Origin of the sequence: Roseibacillus persicicus (assembly GCF_014651675.1) — a bacterium.
Lineage (GTDB): Bacteria > Verrucomicrobiota > Verrucomicrobiia > Verrucomicrobiales > Akkermansiaceae > Roseibacillus > Roseibacillus persicicus.
Genome location: NZ_BMXI01000006.1, coordinates 137,056 through 150,682, shown reverse-complemented (window position 1 = coordinate 150,682; position 13,627 = coordinate 137,056). Strand labels below are relative to the sequence as shown.

Genomic DNA, 13,627 nt, shown 5'->3' with positions numbered 1-13,627 from the left:
TACGCGAAATCATTTTTCCTGATGAGAAAGCCAGCGGGCCACCCCGAGGGCGAAGCTGGTGGTCGTGGGGCTCTTGCGCGCGGCTTCCAAGGCTGCCAGCGGGGCGGTGATTTCGTTTTGGCGGGCCGGACTCAATCTATCCAGACGATCCGCGAACTCGATAAAGGCCAGTTGCTCTTCCCGTTGCAAAAGAACTCCGGGCCGAACGGCCGGCGCATTGATCGACTCCACCTCCGGCACCCGGGGCGGGCTGCGATAGACGACGAGAGTATCGGCCACCATATCACCCAAGCGCTGGGAGTTGCGGGAAGCGAGAATAGACACCATCCCCACCGTTCCCAAGGCAGGCAAAAAATCGATCCAAAAAAGGAGACAGCGAAGAAAACCCGAAGCAAAGCCCACTGGAGCCCCCGAGCGCCGCACCACTTTCAACTTCATCGCCATCTTTCCCGGCGTGGCGGAGGCCTTGCTGGCTTCAAAGAAAGGGTCATAAAACCACACCATCACAAAAGCCAACAGCATTAAAAATCCCTGCGAAGCTTCATCTCCTATCAACCACCCCGAGAGACTCAGCACGACAGAAAGCACGATGAAGATCAAGAGCCAGATCGCGCCGTCAATGAACCGGGCCATCAGGCGGGGAAAAAGCCCCGCTGGCCGCAGATGAATATGGACACCTTCCGCCAGTTCAATCTCGCGACGATTATCGAGTTTGCTGGCCACAGTCATTTCTCTAAGAAGAAGGAAGCTATTGCAACAAGATATAATGTCGCCAAGAATTTGCCCTGTTGCTGATAATCGACGCTCATCCCAATCATGTCCGACAACCCCTATCAAGCACCGCGCGCGGAGTTAAAACCTCCGGACTACCCGGAACCGACTCTCCTCCAAAAGCTTCTTAGCTTTCGCGGCCGCTTCAGCCGGAGCCAATATTGGCTCTACACCGTGGGCAGCTGCTTGCTCATTTTCATCGTGTTGCTGGCTTTGGATTCAATCCTCGCCGAGTTCTCAGAGCCCTCCTCACCCCTCGCTTCACTTAGCGGGGAGCTCATCAGCTTGATTTTCGGAATTGCCATCATCTGGATTAACTTTGCCGGCCTATCCAAACGGTTTCATGATCGAGGAAAATCAGGCTTAATGATTTTGGTTTGGTTGATCCCTTACATTGGCAGCCTCTGGCTCCTCATTGAGTGTGGCTGCTTGCAAGGGACATCGGGACCGAATCGATATGGCCCCGACCCCTTGCGAAACCACTAACAGAAAAGCCCAGTTACTCGTAGACCTTCAAAAACGCGACGATGTCGGCAACGTCCTGCGCAGTCAGCCCGAGTTGGTCGGAGGAGAGCATGAGTGAGCGCTTCAGGTCTTTTTGGGACTTGATCATCTTCTTCGGAATCATCTGCTCCACTCCACCAGTGGAAACAATCATCAGGGGATTTCCCGGACTGGTGACCAATCCGTGTACGGTCTCCCCCTTCTTGGTTTCGACGATTGAGCCCTTGAATCCGTGGGAAATATCGAAGGAGGGCTCCACGATGGAGCGCGCGATCACTTCACGCGGTTGCCCTTTCCCCCACCCCGCCAGATTGGGACCGTAGGACACACCGACGCCGTTGATCTGGTGACACATCACACATCCCATGGCCTTGGCTTTTCCCTTTTCGGCATCTCCTGTTAGAGCGAGAACATCGGCTGTTGAATACTGATTCTTCTTGGGTGGAGCAGGCACTGTTACCGAGGTCACGGTAATGGAGTTGGGATCGTAAATCCCCCGCTTCTTCAACTCAGGTAAAACGTCGTATTTAGCCCACTCCCCAGTGCCCCTGCGAAAGAGCCAGTCCATAGCCGCCCGCCGACTGGGTGAACCCTGGTCGGCGAGACTCAGCATCGCTTCCACGGAATCCGTATGGTCGATGAACGCAATCGACTCGACCGCGAAGGCCCGCTCCTCGGGAGTCAACTCCGTCGCGAGAGCGCGCGCTTTCAAATCCGCCACCGCCGACACCGGCCAGAGGCGCCAGGTCAATTTGGCGAAACGTTCATCCCATTTCAGGGGGTCGGTCGCCCCCATCTCTTGACGGAGATGCTGCCAAATTTCGTCCTCTTGCAAAGCAGCCCCAAGACCGATGGCTTCCACCGAGTTCTTGTCCGTGAACTCCACTTGCTGGGCCAAGGTGGCGAAAATTTCTTTGGTTTGAGCCGCAGGCAAATCCCGTAGCGCCAGCGCCACATCGCGCCGAACTCCGGGGTCAGAATCGCCCGCGAGTGCTTTTGCATGTGGAAGAATATCCTGTCCCGAACGAAGCAATGCACGCAAAGCGGCAATGCGGTTTTGAGGATTCTCGTCCTGCAAGACCTCTTCGCAAACAGCCACTCCCTGCTCCCCCAACTGAGGCAAGAGCCAGATTCCACGAGCAGCCACGAAGGGATTCTCCTCCGTTTTAATCAGCTCTTTCACCGCCGCCAAAGCCTCCTCACCTTTCTCCTGCAATCCCCGGTAACCCAAGTAACGAACGTTCACTGCCGGTGAACGCAGAGCAGTGATAGCGCCCTCGATGGTGCTGGCATCGAACTGGGGAACGGAAGGAGTAAATCCTTTCGGAGCAATGCGGTAGATCGTTCCCGAGCAGCTATCATCCAAGTCGCCATGCCCTCCAACCCGGGCGTCATACCAATCCGACACATAGAGAGCGCCATCCGGTCCGACCGCGATATCAGAAGGGCGAAAGAGAAGATGGTCTTCGAATTCATCCTGCTTCTTCCCTCTTGTACCCCCGACGAAATCACTGCCCAAGAATTCGTTCGTGGTGTTGGAGGTCATGAAATCCGAGCGATCCAGCTTGAAGGTCCCTTTTTCAGGCTCGGGCTGATAGCTGAAGATGACATTGCGGCCAGGCTCGCACGCCAAAAGGGTTCCTACAAAATCCTCACCCATGGCTCCGTTTTCATAAAAGGCCACTCCCGTCGGCGAACCTCCGCCATAGACATCGCCGGCATCCATCGTGCCGGGATCGTCCTGGCGCCAGTGATTGCGCCAATGCTCCTGGTTGGGACGCTTTTCCGCGCGGTAACCGCGCCGACCATCCCGCGAAAAGTAACCCGCGCAGCCATACTCCAAGATATAGGAAACGCGACAGGCCGGCGGATCATCATTGTCGTTCTGAAACATGTCCCCAAAGGAAGTCAGAGTCTGCTCGTAGGAATTGCGGTAACCATGCCCGACGACTTCCACCTCGGAGCCATCTTCGTTCATGCGGAAGGTTGCGCCCGCGGTCCAGACATGTCCGTCGGCCGACTTCTCGCCTCCACGCTTTTCATTTTCCACAAAATACTGCCCCCCACCGCCGCGATAAGGACCGCCAATCACAAACTCGCGGTCGTCTTTGTCCTTAAAGATCGCCCCGCAGTTTCCCACATTGAAGTAGAACTTCCCATCCGGCCCCATCGTCACCGAGTGCAACGAGTGATCGTGATTACGCGCATTGAACCCCGTCAAGATGACCTCGCGGGTATCAGTGCCCTCATCGAACACCAGGTTGCGGTTCACATCGGTGTAGACAATCAATTCCGGCGGTTGGGCGACGAAGACCTTGTTGTCGAAGACCCCAATCCCCAGCGGCGCAATGAGAGCTTTTTCCTGCACGAAGGTGTGGGACGAATCCGCCTTTCCATCGCCATCAGTATCTTTCATCACCACCACCCGGTCTCCCGCTGGCTGACGCTTGACATGACTCCGGTAGCGCACTCCTTCACAGGCCCAAATGCGCCCCTTGGCATCGATGTCAATATTGGTCGGGTTGAACAGTTGCGGAGTGGAAGCCCAAACCGTCACCTCGAAGCCCTCAGGAACCTGAAAAAGTTCTGCCTCGACCTTGCGGGGAGGAAGATTGGGACCGATGGCATTAGCCTCGTCATTCTTGACGACTTCGGTCTGAGCAACAGCTACGGCCGGGAAGAGGAAAAATAGAGAGCGGATCATTTGTTGAAAGTGAGACTGGGAAAGTAAACGGGACATCGGAAGGCCATTTTACGGCAAATAATGAACAAGCAAATTCAGGGCAGTGCAAAAATGGCAGAAACCTGCAATCGCACGAGTGAACTTCCACTCCTAAGCTGCTGGCATGGAAACGAACGACACTCACTCGAAGACTATTGGCTACCTGCTCTGGATTTTCGGATTCACCGGCTCCCACCGTTTTTATTACGGACGCCCAATCACCGGGGTCATCTGGCTCCTCACCGGCGGACTCTTTCTGATCGGTTGGATCGTCGACCTCTTTCTCATTCCCTCGATGGACCGCGCTGCCGACCATCGTTATGTCAAAGGACGCTACGATTACGACATTTCGTGGATCCTGCTCACCTTCCTCGGTCTCTTTGGAGTTCATCGCTTCTATCTGGGCAAGTGGGGAACAGGACTGCTCTGGCTTTTCACCGGCGGACTCTTCGGAATTGGTTGGGCCTACGACTTCTGCACCTTGAATGGCAAGATTGACGAATTGAATCGTGCCAGTTAAGTCGGAAAATCGTGCCAAAGCTACCTTTGCGATAGCTGTTTCTGCTTGAAGTCGGCACGATAAAGGCTAATATTGGCGCGAAACCATGAGTAATCATGCCAAATCGACCCAGCAGAACGAAATTAAGGACGTCTTGGCCCGAGGTGGTGGCGCGATGCCGATTCGTGAGCTTTTGGAGCAACCGGAGCTGAGCGGCATTGCCAAGCGAACCCTACAAAGGCGTCTCGACGAACTCGTGGCGAAAGGTGACGTCTCCACCTCCGGCGCGGGCCGAGGTTTCAGATACCACTTGGTCGAAGAGCACCGTTCGGTCTCGAAGCCCAAGCCCTACTCGTTTCTAGCCGAGCCCGAGGAAATCTATCGTGTTCCCGAGCGCGACAGTCCGAAAGGAGACTGGCTCTCCCCCGCCGCCAAGGAGCTGCGGGCAGCCGTCACGCGTCCCGTGGCCGAGCGAAAGCCAGCGCCCTATGATGACCAGTTTCTTAAGGCTTATCAGCCCAACATCACCGAATACATTCCCGTCGAGCTACGGGCCGAATTGGCCAAGATGGGTCGAGTCGGGATGACCGCCCATCCGGCGGGAACCTATCTTCGCAAAGTGATGGACCGGCTCATCATCGACCTCTCTTGGAACTCCAGTCGCCTGGAGGGCAACACCTATTCCATTCTCGAGACCCAACGGCTCTTCGAGATGGGAGAGAGCGCCGATGGCAAGTCTTTGGCGGAGGCGCAAATGATCCTCAATCACAAGACCGCAATCGAAATTCTCGCCGAGCAGTCGGAAGAGATTGGCTTCAATCGTTACACCCTCTTCAACCTTCACGCCGCTTTGGCGGAAGCGCTCTTGCCCTATGAGGAAGCCAGCGGACGTCTGCGGCACGAGCCCGTTGGGGTCACCGGAACCTCCTTCAAGCCCCTGTTGGACCCTCCCCGCATTGCGGAAAACTTCGAACGGTTTTTGGAAAAGGCCTCCGCCATCTCCGACCCCTTCGAGCAATCCTTCTTTGCGATGGTCCATCTGCCCTATCTGCAACCCTTCATCGACGTCAACAAGCGGGTTTCGCGTCTGGCGGCCAATATCCCCATGATGCTCTACAACCTGTGCCCCTTGTCTTTCGTCGGGGTTCCCCGTGAGGATTATCTGCAAGCCACCCTTGCGGTCTACGAGCTGCAGCGGGTGGACTACTTGCGGGACGTCTTTGTGGCAGCTTATCGAAAGTCTTGCGACCTCTACTCCGCCATCCGTCAGGTCATCGGCGACCCCGATCCCCTGCATGTGCGGTATCGGCAGGACGTCCATCGCTATGTGCAGTTCATCGTAGGCAACGGCCTCGATAAGAAGGCCGCCATCGCCTGGATCAACGACCAAAGCACTCGCGAAATCGCGCCGGAGAACAAAGCGGCTTTTGTGGAGCTGGTGGAGAACGTTCTTTCCAGCCTCCATGAAGGCAACATTGCCCGCTACCGCCTGCGCCTGCCGGTCTTCCGTGAGTGGTTCGCCCAATGGTAAAGAGCTGGAGAAAAACACCGGGAAGCAAGACCCTGCGACGTGGGACAGGCTAAGAAATAAAATGTCTGTCCTCCCGCTGATCGGTCTTGCTTCCCTTCATTTGCCGTTTGATTCTCGCGCCATGAAACACGTTCTCATCATTGGTGCCGGTGGAGTTGGTCACGTCGTGGCGCACAAGTGTGCGATGGTTCCGGAGACCTTCGGCACCATCACCCTGGCTTCCCGAACAGTCTCGAAATGCGAGGCCATCGCCACTTCGGTCAAAGAGCGCACCGGCCGCGACATCGCCACCCGTCAGATCGACGCCGACAACGTGGCGGAGACCACAGCCTTGCTCGAGGAACTGAAGCCCGACCTGCTGCTCAATGTCGCCCTGCCCTATCAGGACTTGCCCCTCATGGACGCCTGTCTTGCAGCAGGAGTCGATTACCTCGATACCGCCAACTACGAACCACCCCATGAAGCCAAATTCGAATACTCGCACCAGTGGGCTTACCAAGACCGCTTTGTGGAAAAAGACCTGAGCGCACTCTTGGGCTCAGGATTCGATCCCGGGGTCACCGGAGTTTTCACGGCCTATGCCTTGAAGCACCACTTCTCTGAGATTCACACGCTCGACATCGTGGACGTCAATGGCGGCGACCACGGACACGCCTTCGCCACCAACTTCAACCCCGAGATCAACATTCGTGAGGTCACCGCACCCTGCCGTCACTGGGAAAATGGAGAGTTTGTGGAAACGCCCGCCATGTCGGAGCACCAGAGCTTCACTTGCCCCGAAGAAGTCGGCACCTACGAGATCTATCGCATGTATCACGAAGAGCTCGAGTCCATCGCGAAACACATCCCCACCATCAAGCGGGCCCAGTTCTGGATGAGCTTCTCCCCCAACTACCTCAAACACCTCGAGGTCTTGCAGAATGTCGGCATGACCCGAATCGATCCCGTGACCTACAACGGCCAGGAAATCATTCCGCTGCAATTCCTCAAAGCGGTCCTCCCCAATCCCGGCGATTTGGGCGAACGCACCAAGGGACGCACTTGCATCGGAAACATCATGACCGGTCTCGATAAGGAAGGAAAAGAAACCGCGCTCTATATCTATAACATCTGCGACCACGAAGAGTGCTTCGCCGAGGTGGGCTCGCAGGCCATTTCCTATACCACCGGTGTGCCCGCGATGATTGGGGCCAAGCAAATGCTTTCCGGCGAGTGGCGCAAGCCCGGGGTCTGGAACATCGAACAACACGATCCCGACGCCTTCATGGCCGACCTCAACGAACACGGCCTTCCCTGGACCATGAAGGTCCTGTCCATGGAGCAAGCCAAGGCCCTGACTCCGGCCTAACTTCCCCTCTCCCTCTCTCCAGGCCGCGAAGAAGCGAAACCAGAGGCACCCATTTATGGGTTCCCCTCTTTCGCTAATTTTGCGGCCTTTTTCTTTCTGAAAGCAAGGCCTTCAAAGCCTTAGCTCAAGCGCTGTAGTGTTTCGAACGACTATCCAGCCAAAATAGATGGCATATCTTTTCAAATTCCCTAGGCTGCTTCGTTAATCCTTTGAGCCCTTTGTTTCTTATGAAGATCATACTATCACTTTCAGCAGCATTTAGCATCTACCCGTTTTTTGTGCTGGGAGCGGAGGACTTTGATTACGAAGAAACGCTGGCTGACATTCGAGCGGAGAGACCAGAAGTCGAAATCGATGAGGAAATGCTGGCTGAAGCCATGAAGAATGCCACCCCCGAGCAGCTCGCTTCTCTTCTGGGCGACGACTTGGAGGCGCTCAAAGTCGGGGCCGCGACCGAACTCGGTCGCCGGGGCCACCCTGCGGTCTGCCTCTTTCTGCGGGCCGGCAGTCATCGGGTGAGAGCAGCCGCAGGCCGGGGAATTCTAGACGACCCAGTCGTCGAAGAAGGACTTCTCCCTTTGGCCCAAACTCTTGCTTGGATTCCGAGCGACCGTCTTTGCTCGGAGGTGGCTATTGCCGCCAATACGAGACTTGGGGGAGCCGCCGAGGCGGAACGCCTTTTTGCCTACGCAACCGACCAGAGAACGCCGTCCGAATTCCGAACCACGGCTCTGAAGCGGCTCAGGTATTTCAAAGAACTTTCACCCGAATTGATTGCAAGTATGGATCAACGCCTGGGAAAATTTCTGCTCTCCCCGAAGAGCAGCTTTACTGGCGACTTCCTGACGGAAGCCCTCGTTCTCAGCAAGCGAATCGAACACCCTATCACGGACATCGAGCTGACCTCCATCTTCTACCACAATGGTCTGGATGCACATACCCGCGGCGTGGCACTCCTCGAGCTCATGAACAACGGTGCGGATTGGGAGAAACTGATTCAAGGGGCGCAAGAACCCGACGTTTGGTTCACCGTCTTGGAGAATTGGTATCGCGACAACCCGGATGCCACCCTCGCCAGTATTCGCAGAGACTTTGGCTTCGACTTTCCCTTCTCCCAATCTCTGGGAATCGGCTCGCTTCCCATGGCCCAGAAAACCCTTCTTTTCTTGGCCTCTCTGGAAACAGACAGCGCGGACAGTCTTTTGGAAGAAATCATCAACGAACCTCAGGGCAGCATCGCCTTGCATCCCGAGCTCTGGCTCGAAATTGAAGAAGTCCTCGCGCTCCGTGGCGATGCTTTTAGCGAAGATACCCACCGAAATTTTGCCAAACTAACTGCCCCCTCGAAGAAAGGCCCCCATCCGGAAGACGCCTTTCCCGAACTGCTCATGGGCGGGGATATGAACGAGGGCCTTCTGGTGTTGGTGAGCCAAAAAGCGGGCTGTCTGAATTGTCATAGCCACTGGGCGTCGACCGAGGACTTCGACGACACGGGTGAGATCATACTGCCGTTCTTTAGCAGAAGTTCTAAAGACAATCTACGAGCCATCATCGCCCCCAATCACGATCTCCGAAATGGTTACGGTTACATGGTGGTGGAACTCACCAACGGTACCTTTCATAAAGGAACTCCGACCCTACAGACCGCTGACTCCCTCGAAATTCTTCTGGAAGGCACGACCCAGAAGCTGAAAATTGAACGCAAGGATATCGCAAAAATTACCAGTATCTCTCCCATGCCCTCAGTGCTGGGCACCTTGAGCAAACGCGAAATCCGAGACTTGGTCGCCTACCTGTCCGAGGGATAGGCCTCGGGATGAAAGAGAAAGTCTCTTCCTCCATGGACGAACGGAAGAAAGTCGTTCATGTTTACTGCATGCAAGAGACGCTGGTATTGACGGTTTTGGGTCCGGATCGGACTGGTATTGTAGATTCCCTCGCATCCGCGGTGAACGAACACGGCGGCAGTTGGCAGGAATCCCAGATGGCTCGATTGGCCGGCCAGTTCGCAGGGTTGGTTCGGGTGACGTGCCCTGCTGATGCCGCGGCAGGACTCACCACCGCCTTGGAGAACCTCTCTTCAGCCAACTTGCGCATCTCCGTCGTTCAGGAAACGTCGGCCGACGATTCCGAAGTCCGCTCAAGCTACCATCTCGATGTTTTGGGTAATGACCGTCCCGGTATACTCTCGGAAGTTTCCCGCGTTCTTCGTTCCCAGAACGCCAACATTGTCGAGATGGAAACCCGTCTGGAACCTGCGCCCGAGTCAGGCCAGGCGATCTTCCATACCATCGCCTCAGTCACCCTGATTCAGAACGCCTCCCCGGAGGATCTGGCCCACGCCTTGGAGGAACTGTCCCCTGACCTCCAAGTATCCTTGTCCTAAAGGTAAGAAACGTTTTCGGCAATCCTATCCACCCCGCGGCAATAGCCGGGTGGTCGTTTGATTGCTTGAATCAATGATGGAGTCCTGAGGCTCGACGAGGAAAGCAGTCCTACCGAGTCATCTCTAACAGACGCCCAAGAAAGGGCGGGGAAACTAGTTGTATCAATACAAACCTGTTAACCTAACAGGCCAGAATCCCTATCAGTCAATGAGAACTCCTCTGCACGTTCATACTGGGTCGCGGTCTGGAGGTATCAAGGGTCTCTGACTCTACCAGCACAATCGCAAACCAAATAAGGAGAGCTTTCGCTGCTATTAAGAAAAAGAGGAACAAGTAATTTTTCATCTCGGTTGAAGGCGTGGGAAAAATACAGATAGCTCGAACTTTTTCTACCTTTTTCTTAACATTACGTAATTAAAAACATCTTTACAATCGCGACTAACGATAAACGAAAATATCAACGGACCCCCGAAAATAGGATACCGAATCAAAAAGACAACAAAGACATATATTACTGACACACCAAAAAGAGCGGGAACCCTCTGATTTTCAGTAATCGAGCGGAATTGAGCCCGAACACCCCATCCTCTTTTAGCTACAACCATTCGGCGCGGGGACAGATAGATTTATTTTATATAAAATCAAGCGAGAGGAAACCCCATCTTTTGAGCCCCGCAGACCTTGCCACAGGTCCCCAAAAAAAGACCTCCCGTAGGAGGCCTTTCAAGTTCAGTTCCAATTGCGTTTTCGAAGAGTTAATTCGTCACCCGCATCGGCATGAGAACGTAAAGGAAGTTGCCTGCAGCTCTCAAAACACCAGGGCTCATCTCATCAATCAGGTCGAGATGAAGTTCTTCCTCCTCCAGATTCCGGAGTGGAGCCATGAGAAAGTCGGGGTTGAAAGCGATGGCGAAAGTCGGACCGCTGTATTTAACGGCCATGGACTCTTTCGCCTCACCAATTTCAGGCGAGTTGGCGGTCACATCCAAGTTGTCGGGCCCGAAGACCAACTTCACCGAATTCGACTTTTCCGATGACAGAAGCGATACCCGCCGGACGGTCTCGAAAAAGGACTCGCGATTCAGGTCCAAGCGCTCCTTTTTCTCTCCGGGAATCACCTGTCGGTAGTTGGGATAATTTCCTTCAATGAGCTTGCTTACGATGATGCTGTCGCCAATCGCAAAGGAGATCTGATTGGACTGGAGTTTGACAATGACATCCCCTTCCAAGCTGGTGAGACGTGCCAACTCTTGGATGGCCTTGGTGGGAACGATGATTTCAGTTTCGTGGGTGGCGGGGAATTCCAATTCGTTTTCCACCATCGCCAGGCGACGTCCATCGGTCGCGACGAGAGTCATCTTACCCTCTTTGAAAGAAATGAAGATACCGTTGAGAACATACCGGGTCTCATCGGTTGAGATCGCATAAGCAGTCTTTTTCAGCCCCTCTTTGAACATGATCTGCGGAATGCGGTATTCCTTCGCATCGTCGAAGTCGGGAAGCGGAGGGAACTCATCGTTGGGGAGTCCAATAATCTTGAAGAAACTCGGCCCGCTCGTGATGTTGGCAACATTCTTGGCATCGATGGAGATCTCGATTTCGGCAGAAGGAAGCTCGCGAATAATGCTGACCAAGCGCTTGGCCGGTAAAGTGGTCGCGCCTTCCTTCAACACTTCGGCCTCGACTGACCCGCTGACCCCGACATCAAGGTCGGTTGTAGTCAATCGGAGCTGATTGTCTTTGGCCTCAATGAGGACGTTGGAGAGAATTGGCAGAGTAGTGCGCGTGCTCACCACGTGCTGGACCTGCTGCAAACCATCCAGAAAGGCTTCCTTTGCGATACGAAACTTCATAAGGGTACACCCGAAGGCTGCCTAAGAATTCTAAGAAGTTCGAATCATTGCAAGCCCTCATCGGGTTATGACCTGATGCGTCTTGCGGATCAGTGGGTCCTAGCGATTGAGACAAGCGGCCAAATGGTCCACGGCCTCCCGGGTTTCTTCCTCGGATTCCACAAGGGACTTCACCTTCTTGACCGCGTGAATGATGGTTCCGTGGTCCCGCCCTCCGAAGGCCTCTCCAATCTCCATCAAAGAATTTTTCGTCAATTCGCGGCTCAAATACATCGCAACCTGCCGGGCATGGGCGATATTCTTGGGTCGGCGCCGTCCTGTCATGTCAGCAACCCGCAGGTCGAAGTAGTCGGCGACCGCGCGCTGGATTGAGTCGATGGTCACCTTGCGCGTGGATTCCTCGCGCAGAATGTCCTTCAGCAAAGACTCTGCCCGGGCGATGGAGAGGTCTCCGCTCCCCAATGAGGAGTAAGTGGCAACCCTCACGAGGGCCCCTTCGAGACGACGGACACTGCTGCGAACCCGTTCCGCGATGAAAACGAGAATCTCGTGGGGAATCTTCGCTTTCCACTCCTCCATTTTTTTCTGCAAAATGGCGACCCGCATCTCCAGGGAAGGCGGCTCAAGAGCGACTGTCAGACCGCTTTCAAAGCGAGTCATAAGGCGAGATTCAAGGCTCTGAATCTCACAAGCCGGCCGATCCGAGGTCAGGATGATCTGGGCCTGAAGATCGAGGAGGGCGTTGAAGGTGTGGAAGAACTCATCACCTGTTTTTTCCTTCCCTTTGAGAAACTGAACATCGTCGACGATGAGGACCTCCGCCTTACGGTAATTCGCACGAAAACGAGTCAGGCTCCCCTTCTGCACCGCGTCGATGAACTCGTTGGTGAACTGCTCGCAGGTCAAATAGACCACCTTGGTCTTCGGTCGGTTGCGGATGAACTCCTGACCCAATGCCTGTGCGAGGTGGGTCTTTCCCATCCCCGAACCTCCGTGGATGAAAAGGGGGTTGTAGGCCTGCCCCTTCCCCTGTGCGACCGCCAAACAAGCAGCATGCGCAAATTCGTTACTACTCCCCACCACGAAGCGGTCAAAGGTGTTGGCGGGATTGAGACGGGCCCGCTTGACCAAGCGCTTCAGGTTGCTGTCAGCATCACTGCTGGTTGCGATTTCAGCGAAAAGCTCGCGCTCACCCCGCTGACTGTCCTCCGCTTCATCGGTCTCGACAGTAGGAACGGCATCTTCCGCCCGCACCCGGACCTGGCCGGCCTCTGCGGGATCCAGAACAGTTCCCAGGGAGGCGCAAAGCTCGGGCATGAAATTCGTTTCGATCCAGAGACAGTGAGTGTCGCTAGGAACCGTCAATACCCAGGTGCCATCTTCGTCGTGGTCGAGCCTCGCGTCCGCAAACCAACGCTCGAAGACATTCTCACGAACCAAGGACTTCAATTCGGGAGCAATCTGCGCCCAAAGCTTTTTCGGTTCGACTACCGAACCGCGTTCGGAGGAAAGACCTGACTCAGGCAGGTCACTTGGAGTTTCGTTTGAGAATGAATCATTGGGGGGGAATTCTGGGCTAGGCATCGGATTTTTGAGAAGACTCTCTCCAGCAACAACAAGGCTACCACTGAGGCTGACCACGTTCTCGTTGTCGCTGACGAGGCCGAAGTTCTAGGAGAGAATTCCTAACTTCGCCAAGTGTTAGAATCAGTCTTTCGCGGGGAACTTTTTTCTCCCCTTAAAACCATGCGTTCCACACCAAAATTTTCATCGGGCTTGACTCCAGAATCATTTAACGAGGGCAAATAATCATGTCACAGATTCGTCACCTTTGCCGAAAATTGCATTTCTATTTTAGAAGTAAAATTAGTTCACAATAAACTCATTAAAAACCACTTAAAGATACTAACTCTCTGAAGAAAAGGAAGGCCATTTAAGAGATCTCAACAGCCACGACTTCCCAACCACTTTTTTAAAAACCTTCCTAACCCCCCCACTTTCAAGGCTTTGTC

10 protein-coding genes are annotated in these 13,627 nt (G+C 54.6%); 6 read left to right on the top strand and 4 right to left on the bottom strand.

Annotation, left to right across the window (positions count from 1 at the left end; all coding sequences use genetic code 11):
* Positions 1 to 9: 9 nt before the first annotated feature.
* Positions 10 to 723, bottom strand: a complete 714-nt coding sequence (locus IE099_RS08625) for an RDD family protein (protein WP_189569512.1) — start codon at positions 721 to 723, stop codon at positions 10 to 12.
* 93 nt (positions 724 to 816) lie between these two features.
* On the opposite strand from IE099_RS08625, the gene IE099_RS08620 reads away from it, so the two are divergent.
* Positions 817 to 1,257, top strand: a complete 441-nt coding sequence (locus IE099_RS08620; RefSeq protein WP_189569511.1) for a DUF805 domain-containing protein — start codon at positions 817 to 819, stop codon at positions 1,255 to 1,257.
* A 13-nt stretch (positions 1,258 to 1,270) separates the two neighbouring features.
* On the opposite strand, the gene IE099_RS08615 is transcribed toward IE099_RS08620, so the two are convergent.
* Complete coding sequence (locus IE099_RS08615; protein WP_189569510.1) at positions 1,271 to 3,979, bottom strand: PVC-type heme-binding CxxCH protein; 2,709 nt, start codon at positions 3,977 to 3,979, stop codon at positions 1,271 to 1,273.
* A gap of 142 nt (positions 3,980 to 4,121) precedes the next feature.
* Between IE099_RS08615 and IE099_RS08610 the strand changes: the two genes are divergently transcribed.
* The 5 genes from IE099_RS08610 to IE099_RS08590 all read left to right on the top strand — a co-directional run bounded on the left by IE099_RS08610 (position 4,122) and on the right by IE099_RS08590 (position 9,761).
* Positions 4,122 to 4,517, top strand: a complete 396-nt coding sequence (locus IE099_RS08610) for a TM2 domain-containing protein (protein WP_189569509.1) — start codon at positions 4,122 to 4,124, stop codon at positions 4,515 to 4,517.
* A gap of 85 nt (positions 4,518 to 4,602) precedes the next feature.
* Positions 4,603 to 6,027, top strand: coding sequence for a Fic family protein (locus tag IE099_RS08605; RefSeq protein WP_189569508.1), 1,425 nt, complete (start codon positions 4,603 to 4,605; stop codon positions 6,025 to 6,027).
* Positions 6,028 to 6,148: 121 nt separating this feature from the next.
* A complete protein-coding gene (locus IE099_RS08600; protein ID WP_189569507.1) occupies positions 6,149 to 7,375 on the top strand; it encodes a saccharopine dehydrogenase family protein in 1,227 nt (408 codons plus the stop codon).
* Between the two features lie 227 nt (positions 7,376 to 7,602).
* Positions 7,603 to 9,183, top strand: a complete 1,581-nt coding sequence (locus tag IE099_RS08595) for a hypothetical protein (RefSeq protein WP_189569506.1) — start codon at positions 7,603 to 7,605, stop codon at positions 9,181 to 9,183.
* Between the two features lie 8 nt (positions 9,184 to 9,191).
* Positions 9,192 to 9,761 carry a glycine cleavage system transcriptional repressor gene (locus IE099_RS08590; RefSeq protein ID WP_189569505.1) on the top strand — a complete coding sequence of 190 codons (570 nt, stop codon included), beginning with the start codon at positions 9,192 to 9,194 and terminating at the stop codon, positions 9,759 to 9,761.
* 756 nt (positions 9,762 to 10,517) lie between these two features.
* On the opposite strand, the gene dnaN is transcribed toward IE099_RS08590, so the two are convergent.
* Positions 10,518 to 11,615, bottom strand: a complete 1,098-nt coding sequence (gene dnaN / locus IE099_RS08585) for a DNA polymerase III subunit beta (protein WP_189569504.1) — start codon at positions 11,613 to 11,615, stop codon at positions 10,518 to 10,520.
* Between the two features lie 99 nt (positions 11,616 to 11,714).
* Positions 11,715 to 13,199 carry a chromosomal replication initiator protein DnaA gene (gene dnaA, locus IE099_RS08580; RefSeq protein ID WP_189569503.1) on the bottom strand — a complete coding sequence of 495 codons (1,485 nt, stop codon included), beginning with the start codon at positions 13,197 to 13,199 and terminating at the stop codon, positions 11,715 to 11,717.
* Positions 13,200 to 13,627 lie beyond the last annotated feature (428 nt).

Excerpts from the sequence above, each read along its gene's own strand:
- IE099_RS08620 (WP_189569511.1), top strand. The coding sequence starts at position 817 with ATGTCCGACAACCCCTATCAAGCACCGCGCGCGGAGTTAAAACCTCCG.
- dnaA (WP_189569503.1), bottom strand. The coding sequence starts at position 13,199 with ATGCCTAGCCCAGAATTCCCCCCCAATGATTCATTCTCAAACGAAACT.
- IE099_RS08610 (WP_189569509.1), top strand. The coding sequence starts at position 4,122 with ATGGAAACGAACGACACTCACTCGAAGACTATTGGCTACCTGCTCTGG.
- IE099_RS08615 (WP_189569510.1), bottom strand. The coding sequence starts at position 3,979 with ATGATCCGCTCTCTATTTTTCCTCTTCCCGGCCGTAGCTGTTGCTCAG.
- IE099_RS08605 (WP_189569508.1), top strand. The coding sequence starts at position 4,603 with ATGAGTAATCATGCCAAATCGACCCAGCAGAACGAAATTAAGGACGTC.
- IE099_RS08595 (WP_189569506.1), top strand. The coding sequence starts at position 7,603 with ATGAAGATCATACTATCACTTTCAGCAGCATTTAGCATCTACCCGTTT.
- IE099_RS08600 (WP_189569507.1), top strand. The coding sequence starts at position 6,149 with ATGAAACACGTTCTCATCATTGGTGCCGGTGGAGTTGGTCACGTCGTG.
- dnaN (WP_189569504.1), bottom strand. The coding sequence starts at position 11,615 with ATGAAGTTTCGTATCGCAAAGGAAGCCTTTCTGGATGGTTTGCAGCAG.
- IE099_RS08590 (WP_189569505.1), top strand. The coding sequence starts at position 9,192 with ATGAAAGAGAAAGTCTCTTCCTCCATGGACGAACGGAAGAAAGTCGTT.